The following is a 26,929-nucleotide window of genomic DNA, read 5'->3' on the forward strand; positions in this document are numbered from 1 at the left end:
TTAGGGCTTTTTTGGTATTTATCATAAAACTAAAAGATTAGTTTCTTGCTCTTTTCTTTTTATCCGCTTTTGGACCCACTCTAGACATGGCACATCTGAAACCGATGAAGTCTGTGGCGATATCTTGCGGGAAGTATCTTCTTTGTGCTGGATCCAGCCAATAAGCTCTATCTCTCCATGAACCGCCTTTGTATACTCTTACATCATCATTTACTAATGTTGTTCTTTTGTTTGACTTATCATACTTCTTAATCATGTTTCCAAGACTATCAGTTGAAACATTATGTCTCGGAGAATCGTACATTCTTTGGTCGTCTCTTAATTTTCCTTTTTCGTCGCCTTCTTCAGAAGCTCCAAATTTGAAATATCTAGTAGATTGTTTGTCACCATCTCTGAAGTTTCTGTTGTCTGATTTATCAAAGTTTTGTCTCAAATACGTTTCTTTATCATCTACAGGAACTTGAGCAATCTGACCTGGGAAGTTTCTTGAAACGATTTTACCGTTAGATAAAGTATCAAATTTTTGAGTTTCAGGCGTTACTAATTCTACTTTGCCATCTTCTCCAATTTTATCTTTCATATAAACGTTACCTCTGTAGTAATTGAAGTCATTTGCTTCATCATCAACAATAGGTCTGTAAACATCGGCAACCCATTCTGCAACATTTCCGGCCATATCATACAATCCAAAATCGTTTGCAGGATATGATTTTACTTTATTAGTGATATCAGCACCGTCATCTGACCATCCAGCAATTCCACCGTAATCACCTTTACCTTGTTTAAAGTTAGCCAATTGATCTCCTCTAACTTGTCGTTTACCTGAACGAGTATAGCTTCCAGACCATGGATATTTCTTTTGTCCTTTATATTGATTGTATTCTCTTTGTCCGACATCAGCTGCAGCTGCATATTCCCATTCTGCCTCTGTAGGTAGTCTGTATTCTGGTAAAATCAAACCTGAAGTTCTCTGCGCATAAACATTTTTAGCACTGTTACCCGCTGTATTATTAGAACCAGCTGCAGTTCCGCTAGCTTTTGTAGTCCCTCTCCCTTTTCCTTTTTTCAATACTAATTTTTCATCACCACCTTTGGCTGTTGAAGGTGATGCAAGATAAGCTTCTGTACTAAACACCTTATCGGCAGTCATGTCAGTAACTTTTGCATCCTTTTTTAAATAACGTTGGTCTTCAAGGATTTTTTCGTTTACACGATCTGTTCTCCATTTGGCAAATTCAGTTGCTTGAATCCAGTTAACACCAACTACAGGATATTCAGCATAAGCAGGATGTCTTAAATAGTTATTGGTCATGGTTTCATTATAACCTAATCTGTTTCTCCACACTAAAGTATCGGGAGAAGCACCTTCATAAATGTTTTTATAATTTTCTTGGTCTGGTGGGAAAACTGTTTTCAACCAATTTAAGTACTCCATGTACATCATATTGGTTACTTCTGTTTCGTCCATATAGAAAGACATAACATGTTGCTGATTTGGCGTATTATTCCAATCGTGCATTACGTCATCCTGAACTTTACCCATGGTAAATGTTCCACCTTCAACCATAACCAATCCTGGCCCTGTTGCTTGTTTTTTAAACTTGGAAGCATATTGGAAACCTCCTTTTTTATCATTGATTTTCCATCCGGTAGCTTTGGAACCACCTTTATTGGAGCCTTTTTTACTACAACTAGTAAATCCGACCATTATTACTAGTAGGGATAGTAATAATTTTGCAGCAATAACTTTGTTTACTTTCATATTCATAGTAGGTATAATTTTCGAGGCGCAATATAAGTATTTACCATTAAATTGCAACAAGTTTTTTAAATTAATACTAAATTCGCCCTCTGTGGACGTAATTGTATAACGCAAAAATACTAGTTTTATTATATTTTCCCCAAAAAATTATTTTTTTTTGCTTTATAATACTATTTTGTACAAAAATACGTTTACTCTATTACTATGAAAAAGATAATTACTATTTGCATCCTTATATTGAATGCGTTCCTTGCTATGTCTCAAGAGCAAGGAAATGTTACTTTGCAATGGACCGACAAAAAAGCATTTTCTTATGGCACTCATTCTTATACAATTCCACAATTCAATATCAAGAACTTTGAATTTGATTCCTATTCGAAAACATTAAATTGCGTTATCAACACTAGACTTAATACTTGGTTTGATGAAAACTCGCTTCAAATATCAAATCTTGTTTTTGAACCGATTTCCGAAAGTCAATTAGGTGAAATCTCAACAAAAAATATTCCTACTGCAATCAAATATACTTTTAAAAGTAGTCTAGCTCGGGATCAGTTTTATGGTAAAATTACAGTATCTCCTATTGTTAAAGAAGGGAATTCTTTTAAAAAACTACTGTCCTTCAGTTATGCTATCGTTCAGACTACCAATAAAACCCAAGGAGAGCCAAACGTAATCCAATCGATAGAAAACTCTGTTCTGAGCACTGGGAACTGGTATCGATTTTATGTTCAAAAATCAGGCGTTTACAAGATTTCAAAAAGTTTTTTGAATAGCCTTGGGTTAAACACTAATGTTGACCCAAGAAAAATAAAGATTTATGGCAATGGAGGGCGAATGCTTCCCCTACTAAACTCAGAGGACTACCCTATTGATTTGACTGAAAATGCCATTCAATTTGTGGGTGAAAGTGATGGCGTTTTTGATGGACAGGATTATATTTTGTTTTACGCTGAGGGAATGGACAAGTGGAATAATGACTATAAAAGCAATCTCAACATTTATAGTAACAGATCCTATTATTATATAACATCTCAAGGTGGAGATGGGAAACGAATATCTGATATGGCTCAACCAACAACGCCAGCAACTACAACAATAACTTCTTTTGATGATTATCAGTTTCATGAAAAAGAAGAAGTAAATATTGAAAGATTAGGAAGAGTATGGTTTGGCGAAAGCTTGAGTGTTGATAATGTTCAAGATTTTGATTTTAAATTCCCAAACATTATCAGTTCGGCACCTATAACAGTTGAAACCCATGTAGCTACAGCAACATCTTCCGCCAATACTTTTGAGATAGAAGTAAACGGACAAGCATTAGGCACTATCAGTATAAATCCTTCTCCAAATACTGATGTTTTGGTTTTTGAAAGGACATTAGCAGCGCCTACAACGGTAAGTTCTGAGGATGTGAATATCAAAATCACTTACGACAACGGAGGTATTCCAAGTTCAAAAGCCTATTTGGATTACATCAGAATAAAAGCCAAAAGAGAACTCAAAGGATTTGGAAAACAATTTGCCTTTCAGTTTGACCAAGCTGCTTCATTAAACAACGTTGGTGAATACCAACTTTCAAACGCCGCTACAATCTCTCAAGTTTGGGATGTTACAGACATTTATAATGTTTCAAAAGCAGAAAATACAGGTCAAAGTTTGTTGAGTTTTAAAACCCTTTTAGGAGATGTAAGAAAATATGTAGCCGTTGATATTTCTGATTATTACGCTCCATTAAAGGAATCTAAATCTAAAGTCGATAACCAGAATTTGAAAGGAACTATTTTCACTAATGCCTCAGGGCAATTTCAGGATATTGATTATTTAATCATTACACCAAAAATCCTCAATGCACAGGCCGAAAAACTAGCTGCTTTTCACAGAAACTATTCCAATCTAAATGTAAAAGTGGTTAACTTAGAAACTATTTATCCTGAATTTTCATCGGGGAAACAAGACATTGGAGCGATAAGAAACTTTGTGAAATATGTTTATTCTAATGCCTCATCTAACGCTAAAAGAGTTAAATATTTGAATCTTTTTGGAGATGCTTCCTATGATTTTAAAGATAGAGTTGCCAATAATACCAACATTGTCCCCATTTACCAAGCTCTAAACAGCTACACAGAAGGTGAAGCTTCCTTTGCCTCAGATGATTTTTTTGGAATGATGGACCCTAATGAAGGCAGATTAGATTTTGGAAGTTCACCCACAAACGGCTCCATGAGCATCTCCTTTGACTTTGGCGGAATTGACATTGCTATTGGAAGAATGATTGTGAACTCTCCCCAACAAGCCGATGAGATGGTAACCAAGGTAATTGAATATCATGACATTAAATCATATGGAAGTTGGAGGAATAATTATGTATGTATCGGAGATGATCCTAACCCCGAAAAGCCAAGTGATAACCAACTACAATATTATCAAAATAGACTAGCTGATAAAATTGCCGTCGAGAAACCATTTATGAATATCAATAAAATTCTTTTAGACTCATTTGTACAAGAAACTTCAGCCGGAGGAAAACGATATCCCAAAGCACGACAAGAAATTTTTGCCGCCTTTGAAAAAGGAGCTTTGGTTTTTAATTATTTGGGACATGGTGGTGAAGATGGACTAGCTGAAGAGCGTATCTGGGAAAAATCTGATGGCGAAAATTTGAGTAACCGTTATAAATACCCGCTATTTATAACCATTACCTGCGATTTCTCAAGGTTTGACAATCCGTTTCGTCCTACTGCTGGCGAATATGCGTATTGGAACCCAAAAGGCGGTGCCATTTCAATGATAACAACCGTAAGATCTATCGGTCAAATTACTGCCCAGTACTTTAATGACGATCTTGCAGAAAATTTGTTTTCTTATGGAAGTTCTACATACACCTCAATTGCCGAAGCACTTCGGATTTCTAAAAACTCGGGACCTAACACCGCTACAAACGTTGTAGTATATTTGGGTGACCCAGCCTTGATGCTGGCCATTGCAAAACCTAATATCGTACTAACTAAAGTGAACGATATGCCAATTAGCGGACCTGTTGATGATTTTCAATCCTTAGATTTCGTTAAGTTAACCGGAGAAGTTCGTGATGAAAATAACAACTTATTATCCAATTATAATGGCGAATTATCGGTAAACATATTTGACAAAAACCTCCTTATCAATACCCTAAGAAATGACAGCTCTGATGCCGTTGTTAATGATCAATTAGATTTGGCTTTAACTATGCCCTTTACAAAACTTGGAGAAACTATCTTTAGAGGAAATGCCTCGGTAACTAACGGAAATTTTGAGTTTGGCTTTTATGTTCCTAGAGATATTAGAATTCCTTTAGGAAACGGAAGAGTCAGTTTTTATGCTAAAAGAAATCAGATTTTAATAGAAAAAGCTGGCGTTAACACCGATATAAAAGTAGGCGGAATTAATACCAATGCAGTTGCAGACAATACTGGCCCGACAGTAAGGCTTTATATGAATGACGAAACATTTGTAAACGGTGGCATCACAAATGAATCTCCGTTTCTTCTGGCTATTCTTGAAGATGAACACGGTATTAATACAGCGAGCGGTATCGGGCACGACATTGTTGGTATCCTTGATGGTGATGAAACCAAGCCTTTCATTATGAATGATTATTACGAAGCTGAAGTAGATGATTTTACCAAAGGTAGAGTGTATTTTCCTTACCGAAATCTAGCCGTTGGTTTACACACTATAACCTTCAAAGCCTGGGACGTATACAATAATCCGATTACCGCTGAAATACAATTTGTTGTGGTAGGGGACGAAACCATTAAACTAGACCACGTGCTCAATTATCCAAACCCTTTTGTGAGCTATACCGAGTTTTGGTTTTCACACAACAGACCCTTTGAACCCTTAGACGTTCAAGTTCAGGTTATGACTATTACAGGCAAAATTGTTTGGTCCAAAAATCAAACCGTAACCACAGACGGATTTCTCTCAAGAGAGATAACTTGGGATGGGAAAGATGACTTTGGAGACCGAATAGGAAAAGGTGTTTATATCTATAAATTGACCGTAAAGTCCACTTTATCGAATAAATCTGCAGAAAAAATAGAAAAACTTGTTATACTTTAGGAAAATACTATATTTGTTAACTTTTATTAAAATGACGATGAAAAAAATAGCCCTTTTATTTATTCTATTAACCTCACTTCTTACCAATGCCCAACAAGACAGCCGTGTAATTACTACCGGAGTTCCTTTCCTTTTGGTAGCAGCTGATGCTCGTGCAGCGGGAATGGCAGATCAGGGAGTAGCCACTTCACCTGATGCCTTTTCACAACAATGGAATCCTGCCAAATATGCTTTTTCTATCGACAAACAAGGCTTTACAACAAGTTACACTCCTTATTTAACCGATTTAGTTAACGATATTTCATTAGCTCAGGTTACCTATTACAACCGAATAGGAGAAAGAAGTGCCTTTGCAGGTAGTATTCGTTACTTTGGCTTAGGTGAAATCGAATTAAGACAAAATGCTGACGATGTACCTCAAATAGTGAAACCAAATGAATTCGCATTGGATGGTTCCTACTCGTTACATTTAAGTGAGCGCTTCGCTATGTCAGTTGCCGGAAGATACATCCGCTCACAATTAAGAATCCCAACTGGCGATTCTGGCGATGCAAAACCAGCAAGTTCATTTGCCGTTGATATTTCTGGATATTATCAAGGTGAGGAAGCGGCATTCTCAGATTTTAATGGTCGCTTACGTCTCGGATTTAATTTCCAAAATATGGGGCCAAAAATCAATTATGACGCTGGTCAATCAGACGACAGCAGTGCCAACTTCTTACCGGCCAACATGCGAATTGGTGGTGGATATGACTTTATTCTTGACGATTTCAACAGAGTGTCTTTAAATATTGAACTTACCAAACTTTTGGTTCCAACACCTCAAAGCGCCGACCTAGATGGAGACGGCTTGGTAACTACACAAGAAGAAATTGATTTAAGAGACCAAAACATTGCTGATTACAATAAAATCAACTGGGTTTCGGGGATTTTCTCCTCTTTTGGCGATGCTCCAGGTGGATTTAGCGAAGAACTTAAAGAGTTTACGTATTCAATTGGTACCGAATATTTATACCAAGACTCTTTTGCTTTCCGTTTAGGATATTTCCACGAAAGCCCAATAAAAGGGGCTAGAAAGTTTTTCTCTTTGGGAGCTGGATTCAAATATAACATCGTAAAAGTAGATGTGTCGTATTTGTTCTCTGCGTCAAAAGTGAAAAACCCATTGGAAAACACACTTCGTTTCTCATTATCGTTTAACTTTGGTGACAAATACGAAGATTATTAACAGTTAGTAAACCATAAAAATAACATCCAAATTTCAACCATGAGATTTGGATTTTTTTTCCTCAATAAGTAATGAAATAACCTTTTGAAAATCGAATGAAACAAGTAGAGATAAAAACCACGTTCACCGCCTTTGAAACTGTTGAAGAACTTCCACTGGATGTTAAATCATTAATGGAGAAAGCTGTTGAAGTAAGAAAAAATGCCTACGCTCCCTATTCCAAATTCAGGGTTGGTGCAGCACTGCTTTTAGACAACGGAAAAATAGTTTTAGGCTCTAATCAAGAAAACGCCGCCTATCCATCAGGTCTATGTGCAGAACGTGTGGCTATTTTTCAATCGGGTGCTATTTACCCCGAAGCCAAAATCATCAAAATGGCTATTTCTGCGGCTTCAGATAATAATCAAACAAAATCACCAATTCCTCCATGCGGTGGCTGCAGACAATCCATATCTGAATATGAATTCAAACAAAATACACCAATCGAAATCTATTTCATGGGTGAAACTGGTGAAGTTTACAAATCAGATTCAATTAAAAATTTATTACCGCTTAGCTTCGATAAAAACTTCCTATAGCAAGGCAAAAATTACTCTTTTAAATTTTACTTCTTAGTCGGAATGTTTTACTTTTGCCTTTCGCAAATTTGTGAGTGAGTGAACTGTTTTGCGTTGAAATATAATGTACAACTTAATAACGCTTTAGTAAAAAGTAAACCATGAAAGAAGTAACAAGAGAAGTATATTTAAAATGGTATGAAGACATGCTATTTTGGAGAAAGTTTGAAGACAAACTTGCAGCACTTTATATTCAACAAAAAGTAAGAGGATTTCTTCACTTATATAACGGTCAAGAAGCTGTTCTTGCAGGTGCATTGCACGTCATGAACTTAGGAGGAAAAGACAAAATGATTACGGCTTATCGTAATCACGTACAACCTATCGGTATGGGCGTTGACCCAAAGAAAGTGATGGCGGAGTTGCTTGGAAAAGTAACGGGAACCTCCAAAGGAATGGGTGGTTCTATGCATATCTTCTCAAAAGAACACGGATTTTACGGAGGTCATGGTATTGTTGGAGCTCAAATTCCAGTGGGTGCCGGTATGGCTTTCGCCGATAAATATTTTGAAACCGGTGGTGTAACGCTAACCTATTTTGGTGATGGCGCAGCACGTCAAGGTTCTTTGCACGAAGCCTTCAATATGGCGATGTTGTGGAAACTTCCGGTAGTTTTTATTTGCGAAAACAATGGATATGCAATGGGAACTTCTGTAGAAAGAACGGCCAATCATACAGATATTTGGAAACTAGGTCTAGGATATGAAATGCCCTGCGGACCGGTAGACGGAATGAATCCGGTAAAAGTTGCCGAAGCTATGCATGAAGCTATGGAGAGAGCCCGTCGCGGAGATGGCCCAACTTTCTTAGAAATGAAAACCTACCGATATAGAGGTCACTCTATGTCCGATGCCCAATTATACCGTTCCAAAGAAGAAGTAGAAGAGTATAAAAAAATCGACCCAATCACGCAAGTTTTGGATATCATCAAGGAAAAAAACTATGCTACAGAAGCAGAAATTGAAACTATTGATGAACGCGTAAAGGATTTAGTAGAAGAATGTGCCACATTTGCCGAAGAATCTGATTTCCCGGAAGCACAACAATTGTATGATGTGGTTTACGAACAAGAAAATTATCCTTTCATCCCTCACAGACTATAATTATGGCAACTAAAATCACAATGCCTCGCTTGAGCGATACGATGACCGAAGGAACTGTTGCAACCTGGCTTAAAAAAGTGGGTGATACGGTAAAAGAAGGTGACATCCTTGCCGAAATTGAAACAGATAAAGCTACTATGGAATTTGAGTCATTCAATGCCGGTACTTTATTATACATAGGAATTCCGGAAGGAGAAACTGCACCAGTGGATTCCCTTTTGGCCATCATTGGAAAAGAAGGAGAAGATATCTCCGCAATGATTGCAGGTGGTGCAGCTCCGGCTGCTTCAGAACCTCCAAAAACTGAGACAGCTCCAACCGAATCAAAAACGGAAGCTCCAATAGAAGCAAAATCAGAATCAACACCAGCGGCGACATCTTTACCAAAAGGAGTTGTAGTAGTTACCATGCCTCGTCTTAGCGATACTATGACAGAAGGAACCGTAGCAACATGGTTGAAAAAAGTGGGTGACGAAGTTAAAGAAGGTGATATTTTGGCCGAAATCGAAACGGATAAAGCTACTATGGAATTCGAATCTTTCAATGCCGGTACTTTATTGTCTATCGGAATTCAGGAAGGACAATCCGCTCCCGTGGATAGCGTTTTAGCAATTATTGGTCCAGCAGGAACAGACGTTTCAGGTATAGCCGAAAATTATAAAAAAGGTGGTGCTTCCACTCCAGCACCGAAAGCAACAGAAGAAGCGGTTACTTCGGAAGCTACAAACAATACATCAAATTCCCAACTTACAGCTTCCAGCTCTACGGATAGAATTTTTGCCTCTCCATTAGCCAAACAAATTGCTAAAGACAAAGGCATCAATCTTTCCCAAATAAAAGGTTCTGGTGAAAACGGTCGTATCACCAAAAGTGATGTTGAAAATTTCACTCCTTCGGCTCAGGTTTCAAACCAAACCCAACAACCGGCAACCGACAACCAGCAACCGACAACTTCTGTTAGACCATTTGTTCCAGCCGGAGAAACATCTACAGAGGTAGTTAAGAATTCGCAAATGCGTAAAACCATTGCCATTCGCCTTTCTGAATCGATTTTCACAGCCCCTCATTTCTACTTAACGATAGAAGTGGCTATGGATGAAGCTATGAAATCTCGTGCAGCCATCAATACTATTCCTGACACCAAAGTATCGTTCAATGATATGGTCATTAAGGCATGTGCAATGGCATTGAAGAGACATCCAAAAGTGAACACACAATGGCAGGCTGATGCTATTATCATCAATCATCATGTAAATATTGGTGTGGCTGTTGCCGTTGAAGATGGATTAGTGGTTCCTGTATTGAAATTTACAGATCAAATGACCTTAACCCAAATTGGTGGTAGCGTAAAAGATTTAGCCGGAAAAGCAAAAGCTAAGAAACTACAACCATCTGAAATGGAAGGAAGTACCTTCACCGTTTCTAACTTAGGCATGTTTGGCATTCAGTCATTCACATCGATCATCAATCAGCCAAATTCAGCTATTTTATCAGTAGGCGCTATCGAAGAAAAACCAGTAGTAAGAAATGGTCAGATAGTAGTTGGAAACACCATGATGCTTACTTTAGCATGCGATCACCGTACGGTTGATGGGGCTACAGGAGCTCAATTCCTGCAAACGTTGAGACAGTATTTAGAAAATCCTGTTACCATGTTAGCATAACTCTTGCTATTTAAAAATCAATCATAAAAAAATCCCATTCTGTTTAGAATGGGATTTTTATTTATTACTCTTTGATAATACGGATAGTATTTTGACCAACATCGCCCTCGACTTTCAGAATGTAGTTTGCTGAACTTAATCTCGATAAATCAATAACTGCTTCAGTACTATTATAATTTTGTTCCAATACTTTTTGCCCCAGCATCGTATACACGATAACCGATTTTAAAACTTGTGTTGATTGCAATGTAAGGTTATCTTTCACAGGATTTGGTGCATATTGAATTGGAAAAATTTCAGGATTATCTACTCCTAATGTAAGATACACAGTTACAGGCAAACGCTCTGCGCTTTCTATTCCCCCAATAGTTTGTGAAGCATAATAAGTTGTACCATCAATTAGTACAGTATTTAATGGTAATGGAGTTGAAGTTTGATTCCGATTAGTAGCCGTTGAATACCATTGAACATTGGTTCCGCTAACCATAATATTGGCTAATGTTGAACCTCCTGGTAATGTTTGAGAAATTAAACCAGATGGCGGAGGTATACTATCTGATTGAAATACAACAAAATCTAAAGATATAGCAGAACAGCCTAGGCTACTATTATCTGTAACACGTACACTATAAGACCTGCTTTCATTATTAGGCGTTGCTGTATTTACCGAATAAGCTGAACTAGTTCCAACCACAATACCATTAAGATACCATTCATAAGTATAATTGCCGGCTACCGATGAATCGAGCAAAAGTGACTGAACTACAGCACCATTGACGGGGTTGACATATACTGTACTAAGTCCATTATTTGTAGTAATAACTGGATTTGGCTTGCGCTCCACCCTAATATTTATGGTGGTGATGGCATAACATAATGGTGTGATTGAGTTACTACTGTTCTCTACCTTAACCCAAACCGTATCTGTACCAGGCCCAGCCTGATAATTGGCTATATCAGCCGCTGTTAAAGGTAATGCTCCCGTATTGATGGTAGGATCAACTATATAATAGCTTATCAAAAATATCGACGGATTCTGTCCTCCTAATACGGTTGTTGTAAACTGATTAAGGTCAACACCGACAACGCCATCATAGGGATTAGCATCATCATCACAGGTTGCGTAAAATAGTGGAGCAGAAGCTAATGCTTGCTGTTCTACTACTAAATCTAATAATCCTGTAGCATTAACACATCCTGTAAAATTGTTTACTACTCTGATGTAAATGCTCTGTATATAGGATGTCACATTTGTAAAACTCGCTGGCAATGGCATTTCTCCTGTATTAGTAAACGGATTGGCTCCAGCTGCACTCAGATAATAACTTATTGTATAATTTGTCGGTAATTGACTTGGTCCCAATATCATTTGAGTCAATAGTGGATTAGTTAAATCAAATGTGGCTATGCCGTCGCTATTATCATCACACATCCTGTAAGGTGGTAACGGCTGAACCACTATTGGCAACGGATTAACTGTCAAAGGCTGCTCAACCAAGACATAACAATTATTCCCATAAAAATCTATTCTAGTATTCTCTACCCTTATCCAAACATTGTCTCCAACAACAGCAGCTGTCGGAGTCAAAATTTCATTAGTATTTGATACTGCATCAGACGTAGTACGAAAATAGTGGAACACTAAACTTGGATCTCCGTTCGTCATATAAGCTTGATTAACCGTTAAATCGAACGTTTCGAGCATATCTCCTGTATTGTTTACATCGCATTGCGGAACCAATGCAGGCGGATTTACAATTGGTGTTGGAACTGGCAAAACCCTAATATCTAAGGTAGTTACGCTTTTACAACCAAATGGGCTAGTTACTTGTACACCAAGAGTCTGAATTGCCGAAATAGCATTTGCATAGGCGTTTGGGTTTGGAATAGCCATAGCGGAATTCCCCACTTGTGCTAGTGCCAGACTTGGATAATAAGTTACAACATAACTCGGTTGACCTTGGGTGATTTCAGCATCTTTAACTGTGAGGTCAAAAGTGGTATATTGATTATTAGGACTAACATCATCATCGCAAACAGTAAGTGGTGTTGGCGTTGTTAAAGACAAAGGGGTATTCACTATCAACTGAAAGCTCCCAACAGCATAGCATCCTGTTGTATTTGCTTCCACTCTACACCAGACAGTTTCTCCATTGGTCCCAAAATAATTGGTTGATGATATTATCGCACTTATTCCCGATGAAGCTGAAACCAAACTGTTATAAAATGTTACTGTGTAATTCGAAGACGGCAAGGGCTGTTGCGCCAGGATATCAGGTATCGCTATTGTTAAATTAAAAAGAGTACTGGCACTTTGTGGATTGGAATCACTATCACAAACCATGATGGAATCCAATAATATTGGTGTAAGCGGTGACGGATTCGCCACGATGTTTATGGGTATAATAGAAACACAGCCGGTATCCGGATCTTCTCCCCTAACATAAAGTGTCTGTGTAAATGGGGTTATGTTGATGTAAAATGAAGGAGCCGCTATCGACATACCTCCAATTTCTGCCTCCGCCAACGTCTCATGGAAAGTAATACTGATATTGGCATCTCCCTGTGTTAAATCAGGTAGCAAAGTAGTCAAATTAAAAACTGCAAATCCATCACTGTTAGTATCGCAAATAGTGTAAGGTGCTGGCGGTGGTACTAAGTTAGGCAATGGATTCACTCTAATATCCATCGTCGACAGGGTATAACATCCTGTTGCCATATTTGTTATCCTGATACCCAGAGTCTGGACATACTGAATCGTATTCTGAAATAAAAGATTGGTAATTTCGGCAACTCCATTTTGTGCATCAACCAGACTTGGATAAAAAGTAACATCCATACCCGTCTGCCCCATAAGAACAGTGCTGATTCTTGATCCTAAATCAAAAGTTTCATAACCAATACCATTTTGCTCCAAGTCACAAAGTGCATATTCAGGATAATTAGGCTGTATAGCCAATGGTATCGCTTCAACATGCAACTGAAAACTCACCACATCATAACAACCCGTCGCATTATTGGTGAGCCTTGCATAAATAACTTCTCCATTAGTCCCGGTGTAGACATTTATTGGAGCTATTGCTCCTACGCCCGCATTGGCACTGACCAATGAATGATAAAAAGTTACAGTATAGTTTGACGGATTAAATCCCCCTAAAATTTCAGGGATTAAAGTAGTAAGATTAAAAATTTCGAAGCCATCACTATTGTAGTCACACAAGACTAAATCAACAGGAGTAGTGGCTACCGGCGTCGGATTTACATTCAGGTTCAAATTCCCCACAGCATATTCACTGGTAATCACATTCTCAATCCTGTAATAAACAATTTGGTTCCATGGCCTACTGTTAAAGTAAGGACTAGGCAATGAGGCAACACCGTTTTCCGCATCATTAAGCGTCGAGTGATACGTTACCTCATAATCCGAAGCAGTCCCCGATTGTACCGAAAGTATAAAGGCAGTTGTCGTGGCAAAATCAAATTCCCCAAATCCATCATTATTCGGATCACAATATTGTAATGGCGAAATAGTTGGAGCAATTGGCGCCACTACAACTTTGGCAAAAGAAACCTGAAAGGCTAAAAAGGCGAATACAAATAATAACTTTGTTTTCATAACATAAGAGTTTTCCCAAAACTACAAAAACATTTTAGATAATTCTGTGATAACAAATATTTTGACGTAATTTACATTTGAAACAAAATGCACCTCCAAAAATGAAGAACATCCTTGCCATCGCTGTCATCTCCCTATTGATAAGCTGCCAAAAAGAAACCACCCCAAAACACGAATTCGTAAAAGACGCACACTCTTTTTCAAAACCAAACGAAGCCGTTGCCAAGCACTTGGATTTGGATATTAAAGTCGATTTTGGTACCCAAACCATTTCCGGTAAAGCTACTTGGACCATTGAAAATACCTCAAAAGGAACGGAAATCATCTTCGATGAAAATACTTTGAATATTACCAAAGTGACTTTAGGCGATGACGAAAAAGAAACCCCATTCAAACTCGGTACAGCAGTTGAATTTCACGGAAAACCGCTGCACATTACTATCGAACCTAATACGACCAAAGTAAACATCTATTATAGTACGACCAAAAACAGTGTGGCTTTACAATGGCTAAAACCGGAACAGACTGCCGATAAAAAGCACCCGTTTGTGTTTTCTCAAGGTCAGAGTATTTGGTCGCGTACTTGGATTCCGTGTCAAGATTCGCCTGGCGTACGTTTCACTTATGACGCTAAAGTAACTGTTCCGAAAGAGTTGATGGCATTAATGAGTGCTGTGAATCCACAACAAAAAAATACTACCGGTGTCTACACCTTCAAACAAGACAAAGCGATTCCGTCTTATTTAATGGCCATTGCTGTTGGAGATGTCACTTTCAAACCCATTGATGATCGAACCGGCGTTTATGCGGAACATTCCGTAATTGACAAAGCCAAATGGGAATTTGCCGAACTGGGCAAAATGGTAGTAGCTGCCGAAAAATTATTTGGTCCTTATCGTTGGGGAAGATATGATGTCATCGTTTTACCACCAAGTTTTCCTTTTGGAGGCATGGAAAATCCAAATCTGACCTTCTTAACACCAACTGTTTTAGCTGGCGATCGTTCTTTAACGAGCTTGCTAGCACACGAACTTGGTCATAGCTGGAGTGGCAATTTGGTAACCAACGCAACTTGGGATGACATTTGGCTTAACGAAGGTTTTACTACCTATGTAGAACATCGTATAGGCGAAGCGGTGTACGGCTTAGACGAAGCCCAAATGCAGGATGTCTTGAGTCGAAAAGTATTGGAAAATTGCTTGGTAGATTTTGGAAAAGACAGCCCGGATACCCGACTAAAAGTAGACACTTCAGGAAAAAATCCTGATGACGGACTCAGCGACATTCCCTACGAAAAAGGCTATGCTTTTCTCCAAACTATCGAAGCGGCTGTAGGTCGAGATAGGTTTGACAAATTCATTACCAACTATTTCAAGGCTCATGCCTTCCAATCGATCACCACCGAAGATTTTGTAGACTATTTCAACAAAAACCTAATCAAAGGCAACAAAGAGTTAGCCGCCAAAATAAGACTGGAGGAATGGATTCACAAACCTGGCATTCCCTCAAACGTGACCGTGCCTATATCCGAAGATTTCATTGCCATCGACAACATCCAGAAAACATGGAGAACAACCGGCATTCAAGGATTGAGCCAAAAAATAAAATCTACCAACGAAAAAATCCATTTCATTGACTACCTACCCAAAGATTTGACCGTCGAAGAAATGACCGCTATCGATAAAGAATTCAACTTTACGAATGGTGGCAATTTTGTCATTCGCCGTCAATGGTTTATTCCGGCAATTCAACATCAGTATACCTTCGCCTACCCCGCCATTGAACTATTCCTGACCTCTTATAGCAGAACCTACTCCCTCATGCCGTTATACAAGGAAATGGTAAAAACCAACGAAGGGAAAGTTTGGGCAAAGACCATTTATGCCAAAGCAAAACCGGGATATCATGCCACAACGGTGGAAGCTTTAGACGGAGTGTTACAATAAATGATTATCTATTTTTAGGGCGTGACCCCTTCTCGTCAAAAATGACGAGAAGGGGTCGGGCTATCCGCGCTACATTGTAGCTGCTGCTATCCCTCACGCAGTCCTTGCGACAAAGAAAGAATCCCTTTCTCATAATCCATTAGCGAATAGATGTTATTCTTATATTAGCGTAATTAATATACGTTTGTAACACTTATCGGTAAGTTGGCAGTAATTTTAGACTATGAAACTTAAAAAACTACTTTTATTTTTGACAATTCCATTAGCAATTTATCTTTACCTTATAAGAGAGGATATTATGGCTGTATATCGTTTCAGAAATTTTATTGTATGGGAAAAAACGAACGAATTAAAAGTCACTGATTTTGAACTAAGGCCAAATGTAAATTCTAATGATGATGTATGTATTTGGCATGGAATCTACTTAAAATCTAACTCTTTCGGTGAATCAAAAGCTTACGCAATTGTTGACAAAAGTCAATCTTGGATAAAAGACACTAATAACGAAGACATTAAAGCAGAGATGGAATTTCAAAAAATTCTGTTTGATGTATCAGAAGTATATTCAAGAAAGATAAATAAAAAAATTAAAGTTCTAAAGTACGCTAACGATGATAAGGGAATACCTTTCGAGAAATTAAAAAAAGAAGTCAAACCTATTATAATAAATTATGAAAAATTAAAACATGAGATTCATAATTCAAAATCAAAAAATCAAGTTATAGAGAAATGGAGACTTATTGTAAATGAAAAGCTAACAGAAAAATAAAAACAACTGCCAACAGCCGTTTGGCGCAATGGCTGGTTTTGTTTTTCTTAGCCGGAAATTACTAAGTTGAAATTTTGCTTATCTTTAAAACAAATTATTGAAAAAGTCGCCACTTCGCAAAACGGCGATACGTTGGCAAATATTTTAATCAAAATGGCTAATCAAAGTATCACTACTTTAATGATTTTAGTTTAAAAAAATCATATTTAGTGAAATAGAATATATTAATTATCAATATTATGAATAGAAAAGCATTTTTAGTTTTTGTATGGTTTGTTATAAATCCAATTTACGGACAAATATACTTTAATCAAAAAGTTAACATTTACGACCGTGATTCGTTAAGCAATAATGTTATTTTTGACGATTTTGATCATGATAATGATATTGACGTAATAAAATATGTCACAGGTAACCAAAACAATGTATTACTTCAAAAAAATGAAAACGGAGATTTAAATGTAAAATTGCCGAAATTTATATCGAACGACGTAAGTCCGATTATCTCTTTAGACATTAATAATGATAGTTATCCAGATTTAATTACTTATTATTCCTTTAATACAATTGGTGTCTTACATAATTTACAAAATGACACATTTGGTAATCAGCAAACGTTGATAAATTTTTCCGGTTCATATACTATTTCACCCATTAAATTCGATTATAACAACGATGGATTTATTGACTTAATCGTAAAGGATGTTCAAAATAACGCCCATGTGCTGTTAAACAATCAGAATGGTGGTTTTTTGCCTCAACAGTTTTTATATGCATTGGGTAGTTTTGCCTCCATTTACAAAATTGATGATTTTGATAATGATGGGGATTTTGACTTATATATAGTAGATAGTAGTTACCTGAAAATTTACCTGAACAATAACGGAAACTTCGTTAATCCAACTGCACTGAATATAGTGGCTGCGCCTTTTGAAGAATTTGGCGTACTCGATATAAACGGAAATGGATACAAAGATATCTTATATTGGAAAAATGGTGCCATTTGGGTTAAATATTTTGGCTTAAATACAGCTACTAATCAAATTGTGGTTTTAAGTGACCTGCCTGTTGTGCAAAACATCCCATTTTACACTGATTCCAACAATAGTCGCTCTGTATATATAAAAGGTATTAGTCCAGGCAGATACGATGTGTATATTGCTTTGGAATCAACGCAAAATCAATCCAATATTCATAAATTCACTATTAATAATGGGCTTTTTAGCAATGCAGAAATCGTATTGCCTAATTTTAACATCAATATATTTACCCTGAATAATTTTATATTTTCAGACCTTAACAATAGTGGAAGGGTTGATTTTTTATTTTCTTCAAATTTTAATTCCCAAAACATGCTCCTTGTAAATTATGATATTGATAATTTATCAGATAAGACAATCTGTTACCAACAAACTATTAACACAGATAATTTTACTGCAATTGATATGGATGGCGATGGTTTGGAGGATGTTTGTATTGGGCAACAAAACGGATTAGGTTATTACAAAAAGATGGTTAATAATGAACATGGTGCTATAAAAAATTTAATCAGTGTAATGTCGAACCCAAATGCATCTACGTACACTTTGAATTATATCATGGATTTTGATAATGATGGCTTGGGTGATGTAATTGATTACAAAACCTCAGAAATGTTCGCTAAAGTTTTTAAGAATTTGGGTAATGATCATTTTACATATATACAAAATGTTTCAATCCCTGCGTTAACCTCAGGAATCTTTTTTGCAGATATCGATAACGACGGATTTAATGATATACTTTTTATAAAAAATCCGTTTAGTACCGGTAATGAACTCTGGTGGTCAAAAAACAACAATGGTATTGACTTTGGAAACGTTCAACCCCTATCTTTCAATAATCCCAATTCGGTTACTACTGTTTCACTCGCTTTTGGTGATATTAATAATAACGGTAGTGCTGATATACTGATGCTAGGTGAAACTTATTATAACAACTCAAACCATTATGAAGTAATTTTAATTGAAAATCAGAATGGCATTTTCTCAGCGACAAGTTTAGCAAGTTTAACAGATAGCTATGGTGATGGAAGTATTAAAATAAAAGATCTGGATCAAGATGGCGATTTAGATTTTTTTATATACAGCACAAGCGCAAGGCCTTTTTTATTCTATAGAAATGATGGCCAAAATAATTTTTACAAAATTATTATCGATAACATTAATATTCATGACATAGAGTTTGACGATAATGATGGAGATGGGAAATATGAAATCTATGCAACGAATTATAATTCAAATTCCTACTCAAGTGATATTTTTTATTATAGAACATCCAATTTTACAAATTTTGTAAAATTGGATATCGACTCTTTTGAAACCTATCATCAATCAAGAGCAGATCTATTATTATTCGATTACAATGGGGATAATAAAAAAGATTTATTTGTCAATAAACCAAATTTTGTTAGTGGTATGGTATCCGTTTACATCAATTCTTCAAATACGCTTAATGTAAATGAAACTAATAATAGTTTGAATCTAAAAATGTATCCTAATCCATTTACTAATGCTATTAATTGGAATGGAGAAAATAATATAGATTACAAATTACAATTATTTACATTAGATGGTAAATTGATAAATGAAGAGAAAACTTCAAATAATATGATAGATTTATCATTTTTAGTAAGCGGAATGTATTTATTTGTTGTTGAAGACCTGAATTTGCATTCTAAAAGTACATACAAAATAATTAAAAAATAATAATATATCTATTCCCCCGCTGCCGCACGAATCCTTTCGTGTGGTTAAGTACTTACTAATACCCACCCCGCTACCTCACAAAACCAAAGATTCGACGAAGTCAATCCTTTCTTGTAGTTAACCATCATTTTACTTTACATCTCCCACAAGTTAGAACCCTAAACAAACTGACTGTACTCAAAACAGCATCAGTCAAAAAAATTAACATCATTGTGTGAAAACTATTTTATTTTAGATTTTCACACACAAAGTGTGGCAAAATATTTGATTATAAAAAATCCACACCACTATGTTAAACGCTTCATCATGAAAAAAGACACCACTCACTCCTCACTATTAGGCTTTACACAAGGCCAAATGGCGCTGCTATTAAACGTGCACCCTACCCAGTGGTCCATGTATGAGTCTAAGAAACGCAATCTGCCCCTTAAAGCGAAACAGTTATTAGCGGAAATGCTGGCGTTTTTAAAATTTGAGGGCAAGGGACCTAAAGTACAGCACCTTCTTACCGTACAGGAAGAATTGAAGAAAAAATACTTAGAGAAACAGTTAAGGAAGAATGAAGACGAGCAGTATATAATTGGTAAAAAGATAGCCCTTGCAGAGAGAAAATACAACAGCAACATAACCGTTATCGGTCTCGTGGACTATCTTACAACGCATCCCACTACTAAAGAAGCACTCGATATAGAACTGTTAGAAATTATAGTTTGGAAAGCCGAGTATGCCTTAGAAAAATCCGGTTTGGCTCATCTAACAGAGCTGCGCTTAAAAGAAGAACTACTGCAACAGGAAAAATTATTACTCCATTCGCAACTCCAAAAAATTACATAAAGCTCCATGACCTCAAGTAGTTGTAATTTATCAAACCTATAAAAAAAACCCATCCAAATAAATGAATAGGGTTTTGCTTCGCCAGTTCACTTCGTTCGGGTCAAAAAAAAGCCTGCCTGCCATGCCTTCGGCAGGTAAACCGTTAAGCAGGTATGCGAACTTTAGTTCGCCAATAACCACAAACAAAAAACCCCATCCAAATAAATGAATGAGGTTTTGCTTCGCCAGTTCACCTCGTTCGGGTCAAAAAAAAGCCTGCCTGCCGACAGGTAGGGCGGCGACTCCCGATAGCTATCGGGACTCCCACATAACTGCAGTACCATCTGCGCAGTCGGGCTTAACTTCTCTGTTCGGAATGGTCAGCCGTGAGCCCCGACATTTGATATTAAGAATTTGAGATTAAGAGGAGCACTGCCAGTGGCAGTGAGGTACGCGAACTTTAGTTCGCCAATAATACATAACAAAAAACCCTATCCAAATAAATGAATAGGGTTTCTAAAAAAAAGGCGGCGACACGAACGCAGTGACTGCGCCGCACCGCTTAAAAACAAGAAAGCCTGTTTCTTTCGAAACAGGCTTTCCATAAAAAAGGCGGCGACTCCCGATAGCTATCGGGACTCCCACATAACTGCAATTTGATATTAAGAATTTGATATTAAGAGGAGCACTACCAGTGGCAGTCAGGTACGCGAACTTTAGTTCGCCAATAATACATAACAAAAAACCCTATCCAAATAAATGAATAGGGTTTCTAAAAAAAGGCGGCGACTCCCGATAGCTATCGGGACTCCCACATAACTGCAATTTGATATTAAGAGGAGGAAGCCCAGTGGGCTTCAGGTACGCGAACTTTAGTTCGCCAATAATACATAACAAAAAACCCTATCCAAATAAATGAATAGGCTTTCCATAAAAAAAGGCGGCGACTCCCGATAGCTATCGGGACTCCCACATAACTGCAATTTGATATTAAGAATTTGATATTAAGAGGAGGAAGCCCAGTGGGCTTCAGGTACGCGAACTTTAGTTCGCCAATAATACATAACAAAAAACCCTATCCAAATAAATGAATAGGGTTTCAAAAAAAAGGCGGCGACATACTCTCCCACATAACTGCAGTACCATCTGCGCAGTCGGGCTTAACTTCTCTGTTCGGAATGGGAAGAGGTGAGCCCCGACGCAATAACCACCTTAAGTTGTAAGTCTAAAGTCGAATGTCATAAAGTCTAAAGTTACCTTTCGGACTTTGGACTTTCGCCTTTAAGACTGCAGCTTCGCTGCAAATATCTTAACATACTGAGATAAAGAAATAATAATTTACAAGTAGTAACAAAGAGTGCTCCGTCCCTTGCGGGACGGAAGCGGGTGTACATAAGCTTACGGGTTATTAGTACTACTCGACTATGACATTACTGCCTTTACATCTATAGCCTATCAACGTGGTCATCTTCCACGACCCTTAAAAGAAATCTCATCTTGTGGTGGGTTTCGCGCTTATATGCTTTCAGCGCTTATCCCTTCCCAACGTAGCTACTCTGCGGTGCTCCTGGCGGAACAACAGATACACCAGAGGTTAGTCCAATTCGGTCCTCTCGTACTAGAATCAGATCCACTCAAATTTCTTGCGCCCACAGTAGATAGAGACCGAACTGTCTCACGACGTTCTGAACCCAGCTCGCGTGCCACTTTAATGGGCGAACAGCCCAACCCTTGGGACCTTCTCCAGCCCCAGGATGTGACGAGCCGACATCGAGGTGCCAAACCCCCCCGTCGATATGAGCTCTTGGGGGAGATCAGCCTGTTATCCCCGGCGTACCTTTTATCCTTTGAGCGATGGCCCTTCCATGCGGAACCACCGGATCACTATGCTCTACTTTCGTACCTGATCGACCTGTATGTCTCTCAGTCAAGCTCCCTTATGCCATTGCACTCTACGCACGGTTACCAAGCGTGCTGAGGGAACCTTTAGAAGCCTCCGTTACTCTTTTGGAGGCGACCACCCCAGTCAAACTACCCACCAAGCAATGTCCCCCACATTCGCGGGGTTAGACCTCAGATAAGCAAAGGGTGGTATTTCAACAATGACTCCACAACGCCTAGCGACGCCACTTCATAGTCTCCCACCTATCCTACACATCACTTATCCAAGACCAATACTAAGCTATAGTAAAGGTGCACAGGGTCTTTTCGTCCCACTGCGGGTAATCGGCATCTTCACCGATACTACAATTTCACCGAGCTCATGGCTGAGACAGTGTCCAGATCGTTACACCATTCGTGCAGGTCGGAACTTACCCGACAAGGAATTTCGCTACCTTAGGACCGTTATAGTTACGGCCGCCGTTTACTGGGGCTTCAATTCAATGCTTCTCCGAAGATAACATCTCCTCTTAACCTTCCAGCACCGGGCAGGTGTCAGGCCCTATACTTCATCTTACGATTTTGCAGAGCCCTGTGTTTTTGATAAACAGTCGCCTGGACCTTTTCACTGCGGCCAGCATTGCTGCTGGCGACCTTTCTCCCGAAGTTACAGGTCTATTTTGCCTAATTCCTTAGCCATGAATCTCTCGAGCACCTTAGGATTCTCTCCTCGACTACCTGTGTCGGTTTACGGTACGGGTACTGTTAATCTAAGTTTAGAGGTTTTTCTTGGAAGCCCTTAGGCGCACTATCACTTTGTCCGAAGACTCCGTGTACTATCGTATTTCCCCAAAAACCGTGGATTTGCCTGCGGTTCTTATAGGTAGGTACTTTAACGAACTATTCCGTCAGTTCGCGGCGCTTTCATCACTCCGTCACCCCATCACAATTAACAGTAGTACGGGAATATTAACCCGTTGGCCATCGACTGTTCCTTTCGGATTCGCCTTAGGACCCGACTAACCCTCAGCTGATTAGCATAGCTGAGGAAACCTTAGTCTTTCGGTGTGCGGGTTTCTCGCCCGCATTATCGTTACTTATGCCTACATTTTCTTTTCTAACCAGTCCAGCATACCTTACGATACACCTTCAACCCTGTTAGAATGCTCCCCTACCACTTATACTTACGTATAAATCCATAGCTTCGGTACTATACTTATGCCCGATTATTATCCATGCTCGTCCGCTCGACTAGTGAGCTGTTACGCACTCTTTAAATGAATGGCTGCTTCCAAGCCAACATCCTAGCTGTCTGGGCAGACAAACCTCGTTTTTTCAACTTAGTATAGATTTTGGGACCTTAGCTGATGGTCTGGGTTCTTTCCCTCTCGGACATGGACCTTAGCACCCATGCCCTCACTGCTGGTAAACATTATATAGCATTCGGAGTTTGTCAGGAATTGGTAGGCGGTGAAGCCCCCGCATCCAATCAGTAGCTCTACCTCTATATAACTTATAACCAGCGCTGCACCTAAATGCATTTCGGGGAGTACGAGCTATTTCCGAGTTTGATTGGCCTTTCACCCCTACCCACAGGTCATCCGAAGACTTTTCAACGTCAACCGGTTCGGACCTCCACTATGTGTTACCACAGCTTCATCCTGCCCATGGGTAGATCACACGGTTTCGCGTCTAACACTACTGACTAAAGCGCCCTATTCAGACTCGCTTTCGCTACGGATCCGGTACTTAATACCTTAACCTTGCCAGCAACGTTAACTCGTAGGCTCATTATGCAAAAGGCACGCCGTCACCCCACTTAAGGGCTCCGACCGCTTGTAAGCGTATGGTTTCAGGATCTATTTCACTCCGTTATTCACGGTTCTTTTCACCTTTCCCTCACGGTACTGGTTCACTATCGGTCTCTCAGGAGTATTTAGCCTTAGCGGATGGTCCCGCCAAATTCAGACAGGGTTTCACGTGCCCCGCCCTACTCAGGATACCACTATCCTTATCTTCTCTTACTTATACGGGGCTATCACCCTCTATGGCTTACCTTTCCAGGTAATTCTAATTCAATCCGCAAGAAATGTCGTGGTCCTACAACCCCAATATTGCCGTAACAACATTGGTTTGGGCTAATCCGCGTTCGCTCGCCACTACTTACGGAATCACTTTTGTTTTCTTCTCCTCCGCCTACTTAGATGTTTCAGTTCAGCGGGTTTGCTCTCCTATCGGAGTGACATGTCTTCAACATGCCGGGTTGCCCCATTCAGGTATCTACGGATCAATTCGTGTGTGCCAATCCCCGTAGCTTTTCGCAGCTTATCACGCCTTTCATCGCCTCTGAGAGCCTAGGCATCCCCCATACGCCCTTATTTTGCTTATTGTACTTTTGTCTAGTTGTTTACAACTAAACGTGTTCTTTCTACTTTGTTATTATTTTCTTATCTCAATATGTCAATGAACTTTATTTAGTCGAATGTCAAAAGTCAAATGTCGTAAAGCAACTTACTTTAGACTTTAAGACTTTAGACTTTATGACTAAAATCGTGGAGAATATCGGAGTCGAACCGATGACCTCCTGCGTGCAAGGCAGGCGCTCTAGCCAGCTGAGCTAATCCCCCATTTCTTAATTTTAAATTATGAATGTTGAATTTTGAATTATGCGTAATTCGTACTCATCTTCTAAAATTTCCTTAAATAAACAAACAAAGTAGTCCCGCCCAGACTCGAACTGGGGACCCCTACATTATCAGTGTAGTACTCTAACCAGCTGAGCTACGAGACTCTGTTTTTTTGCTTATTATAATATTTGAACTAACAGCGAGAGTAATTGAATTTTCTAATTTAAGGTCTAGTCCTCTTTATCGTCTCTAGAAAGGAGGTGTTCCAGCCGCACCTTCCGGTACGGCTACCTTGTTACGACTTAGCCCCAGTTACCAGTTTTACCCTAGGCAGCTCCTTACGGTCACCGACTTCAGGTACCCCCAGCTTCCATGGCTTGACGGGCGGTGTGTACAAGGCCCGGGAACGTATTCACCGGATCATGGCTGATATCCGATTACTAGCGATTCCAGCTTCACGGAGTCGAGTTGCAGACTCCGATCCGAACTGAGAACGGTTTTGTAGATTCGCTCCTGGTCACCCAGTGGCTGCTCTCTGTACCGTCCATTGTAGCACGTGTGTAGCCCAAGGCGTAAGGGCCGTGATGATTTGACGTCATCCCCACCTTCCTCACAGTTTACACTGGCAGTCTTGTTAGAGTTCCCGACTTGACTCGCTGGCAACTAACAACAGGGGTTGCGCTCGTTATAGGACTTAACCTGACACCTCACGGCACGAGCTGACGACAACCATGCAGCACCTTGTAAATTGTCTTGCGAAAGTTCTGTTTCCAAAACGGTCAATCTACATTTAAGCCTTGGTAAGGTTCCTCGCGTATCATCGAATTAAACCACATGCTCCACCGCTTGTGCGGGCCCCCGTCAATTCCTTTGAGTTTCATTCTTGCGAACGTACTCCCCAGGTGGGATACTTATCACTTTCGCTTAGCCACTCAGATTGCTCCGAACAGCTAGTATCCATCGTTTACGGCGTGGACTACCAGGGTATCTAATCCTGTTCGCTCCCCACGCTTTCGTCCATCAGCGTCAATCCACTAGTAGTAACCTGCCTTCGCAATTGGTATTCCATGTAATATCTAAGCATTTCACCGCTACACTACATATTCTAGTTACTTCCTAGTAATTCAAGTCTGACAGTATCAATGGCCGTTCCATCGTTGAGCGATGGGCTTTCACCACTGACTTATCAAACCGCCTACGGACCCTTTAAACCCAATGATTCCGGATAACGCTTGGATCCTCCGTATTACCGCGGCTGCTGGCACGGAGTTAGCCGATCCTTATTCTTACGGTACCGTCAAGCTCCCTCACGAGGGAGTGTTTCTTCCCGTACAAAAGCAGTTTACACACCATAGATGCGTCTTCCTGCACGCGGCATGGCTGGATCAGGCTTGCGCCCATTGTCCAATATTCCTCACTGCTGCCTCCCGTAGGAGTCTGGTCCGTGTCTCAGTACCAGTGTGGGGGATCTCCCTCTCAGGACCCCTACCTATCGTAGCCATGGTAAGCCGTTACCTTACCATCTAGCTAATAGGACGCATGCCCATCTTTTACCGTTGGAACTTTAATAATTAAACCATGCGATTCAATTATACCATGGGGCATTAATCCAAATTTCTCTGGGCTATTCCCCTGTAAAAGGTAGGTTGCATACGCGTTACGCACCCGTGCGCCGGTCTCTAGTATTGCTACTATACCCCTCGACTTGCATGTGTTAAGCCTGCCGCTAGCGTTCATCCTGAGCCAGGATCAAACTCTTCATCGTATATTGTTATGCTGATATCGCTATCTGCATCGTATTGTAGACAAAGGCTAGTCTTTTTCAAATCTTCCGATTCTCTTACTCTCTTTTTGTTGTTTCGAAATCTCTTTCGAAACGGCTGTCAATTCAATATGTCTATGAACGTGTTCTTCTTTTTTTTATACCGCTTGTCTCTCAAAGCGGGTGCAAAAGTAAGCATCTTTTTTAAACCTACAAGAAATTTATAAAATATTTTTGATTTATTTTTAAATCCCCTTTTCTCAGCTTAATCAATGAACTTATTCCCTCTTGCG

At 39.2% G+C, this 26,929-nt stretch carries 11 protein-coding genes, 2 tRNA genes and 3 rRNA genes; 9 read left to right on the forward strand and 7 right to left on the reverse strand.

What is annotated here, in order from left to right; genetic code table 11:
• Positions 1 to 37: 37 nt before the first annotated feature.
• Complete coding sequence (gene gldJ / locus ACULEU_RS12075; RefSeq protein WP_445454854.1) at positions 38 to 1,762, reverse strand: gliding motility lipoprotein GldJ; 1,725 nt, start codon at positions 1,760 to 1,762, stop codon at positions 38 to 40.
• Positions 1,763 to 1,966: 204 nt separating this feature from the next.
• Between gldJ and porU the strand changes: the two genes are divergently transcribed.
• The 5 genes from porU to ACULEU_RS12100 all read left to right on the forward strand — a co-directional run bounded on the left by porU (position 1,967) and on the right by ACULEU_RS12100 (position 10,478).
• Complete coding sequence (porU, locus tag ACULEU_RS12080) at positions 1,967 to 5,866, forward strand: type IX secretion system sortase PorU (protein ID WP_445452827.1); 3,900 nt, start codon at positions 1,967 to 1,969, stop codon at positions 5,864 to 5,866.
• A gap of 37 nt (positions 5,867 to 5,903) precedes the next feature.
• A complete protein-coding gene (gene porV / locus ACULEU_RS12085; protein WP_445452828.1) occupies positions 5,904 to 7,094 on the forward strand; it encodes a type IX secretion system outer membrane channel protein PorV in 1,191 nt (396 codons plus the stop codon).
• A gap of 95 nt (positions 7,095 to 7,189) precedes the next feature.
• Entirely contained in the window at positions 7,190 to 7,672 is a 483-nt protein-coding gene (gene cdd, locus ACULEU_RS12090) for a cytidine deaminase (RefSeq protein ID WP_445452829.1), read from the forward strand.
• A 140-nt stretch (positions 7,673 to 7,812) separates the two neighbouring features.
• Positions 7,813 to 8,814, forward strand: coding sequence for a pyruvate dehydrogenase (acetyl-transferring) E1 component subunit alpha (gene pdhA, locus ACULEU_RS12095; protein ID WP_445452830.1), 1,002 nt, complete (start codon positions 7,813 to 7,815; stop codon positions 8,812 to 8,814).
• Positions 8,815 to 8,816: 2 nt separating this feature from the next.
• Entirely contained in the window at positions 8,817 to 10,478 is a 1,662-nt protein-coding gene (locus tag ACULEU_RS12100; RefSeq protein WP_445452831.1) for a pyruvate dehydrogenase complex dihydrolipoamide acetyltransferase, read from the forward strand.
• A 64-nt stretch (positions 10,479 to 10,542) separates the two neighbouring features.
• Here the strand turns inward: ACULEU_RS12100 and ACULEU_RS12105 are convergent, their stop codons facing one another.
• The gene (locus ACULEU_RS12105) at positions 10,543 to 14,094 is read right to left on the reverse strand and encodes a T9SS type A sorting domain-containing protein (RefSeq protein WP_445452832.1); all 3,552 of its coding nucleotides are present in this window, start codon (positions 14,092 to 14,094) and stop codon (positions 10,543 to 10,545) included.
• Between the two features lie 101 nt (positions 14,095 to 14,195).
• Between ACULEU_RS12105 and ACULEU_RS12110 the strand changes: the two genes are divergently transcribed.
• The 4 genes from ACULEU_RS12110 (at position 14,196) to ACULEU_RS12125 (ending at position 20,387) form a co-directional block, all read left to right on the forward strand.
• Positions 14,196 to 16,040, forward strand: coding sequence for a leukotriene A4 hydrolase C-terminal domain-containing protein (locus tag ACULEU_RS12110; protein ID WP_445452833.1), 1,845 nt, complete (start codon positions 14,196 to 14,198; stop codon positions 16,038 to 16,040).
• Between the two features lie 223 nt (positions 16,041 to 16,263).
• Positions 16,264 to 16,809, forward strand: coding sequence for a hypothetical protein (locus ACULEU_RS12115; RefSeq protein ID WP_445452834.1), 546 nt, complete (start codon positions 16,264 to 16,266; stop codon positions 16,807 to 16,809).
• Positions 16,810 to 17,048: 239 nt separating this feature from the next.
• Complete coding sequence (locus tag ACULEU_RS12120; protein ID WP_445452835.1) at positions 17,049 to 19,553, forward strand: T9SS type A sorting domain-containing protein; 2,505 nt, start codon at positions 17,049 to 17,051, stop codon at positions 19,551 to 19,553.
• Positions 19,554 to 19,859: 306 nt separating this feature from the next.
• Positions 19,860 to 20,387: a helix-turn-helix domain-containing protein gene (locus ACULEU_RS12125; RefSeq protein ID WP_445452836.1), complete on the forward strand. Its 528-nt coding sequence runs from the start codon at positions 19,860 to 19,862 to the stop codon at positions 20,385 to 20,387.
• A 1,084-nt stretch (positions 20,388 to 21,471) separates the two neighbouring features.
• Here ACULEU_RS12125 and rrf read toward each other — a convergent pair.
• The 5 genes from rrf to ACULEU_RS12150 form a co-directional block, all read right to left on the reverse strand.
• Positions 21,472 to 21,581 (reverse strand): 5S ribosomal RNA (gene rrf, locus ACULEU_RS12130).
• 173 nt (positions 21,582 to 21,754) lie between these two features.
• Positions 21,755 to 24,637: ribosomal RNA gene (locus ACULEU_RS12135) — 23S ribosomal RNA — on the reverse strand.
• Between the two features lie 163 nt (positions 24,638 to 24,800).
• A tRNA-Ala gene (locus ACULEU_RS12140) sits at positions 24,801 to 24,874 on the reverse strand.
• Between the two features lie 90 nt (positions 24,875 to 24,964).
• Positions 24,965 to 25,038, reverse strand: a tRNA-Ile gene (locus ACULEU_RS12145).
• An 89-nt stretch (positions 25,039 to 25,127) separates the two neighbouring features.
• Positions 25,128 to 26,639: ribosomal RNA gene (locus tag ACULEU_RS12150) — 16S ribosomal RNA — on the reverse strand.
• Together the 16S, 23S and 5S rRNA genes with 2 tRNA genes alongside form the textbook arrangement of a ribosomal RNA operon.
• Positions 26,640 to 26,929 lie beyond the last annotated feature (290 nt).

It is taken from the genome of Flavobacterium sp. 25HG05S-40 (assembly GCF_052654735.1).

Coding starts and splice junctions, on each gene's coding strand:
- gldJ (WP_445454854.1), bottom strand. CDS start 1,762: ATGAAAGTAAACAAAGTTATTGCTGCAAAATTATTACTATCCCTACTA.
- porU (WP_445452827.1), top strand. CDS start 1,967: ATGAAAAAGATAATTACTATTTGCATCCTTATATTGAATGCGTTCCTT.
- porV (WP_445452828.1), top strand. CDS start 5,904: ATGAAAAAAATAGCCCTTTTATTTATTCTATTAACCTCACTTCTTACC.
- cdd (WP_445452829.1), top strand. CDS start 7,190: ATGAAACAAGTAGAGATAAAAACCACGTTCACCGCCTTTGAAACTGTT.
- pdhA (WP_445452830.1), top strand. CDS start 7,813: ATGAAAGAAGTAACAAGAGAAGTATATTTAAAATGGTATGAAGACATG.
- ACULEU_RS12100 (WP_445452831.1), top strand. CDS start 8,817: ATGGCAACTAAAATCACAATGCCTCGCTTGAGCGATACGATGACCGAA.
- ACULEU_RS12105 (WP_445452832.1), bottom strand. CDS start 14,094: ATGAAAACAAAGTTATTATTTGTATTCGCCTTTTTAGCCTTTCAGGTT.
- ACULEU_RS12110 (WP_445452833.1), top strand. CDS start 14,196: ATGAAGAACATCCTTGCCATCGCTGTCATCTCCCTATTGATAAGCTGC.
- ACULEU_RS12115 (WP_445452834.1), top strand. CDS start 16,264: ATGAAACTTAAAAAACTACTTTTATTTTTGACAATTCCATTAGCAATT.
- ACULEU_RS12120 (WP_445452835.1), top strand. CDS start 17,049: ATGAATAGAAAAGCATTTTTAGTTTTTGTATGGTTTGTTATAAATCCA.
- ACULEU_RS12125 (WP_445452836.1), top strand. CDS start 19,860: ATGAAAAAAGACACCACTCACTCCTCACTATTAGGCTTTACACAAGGC.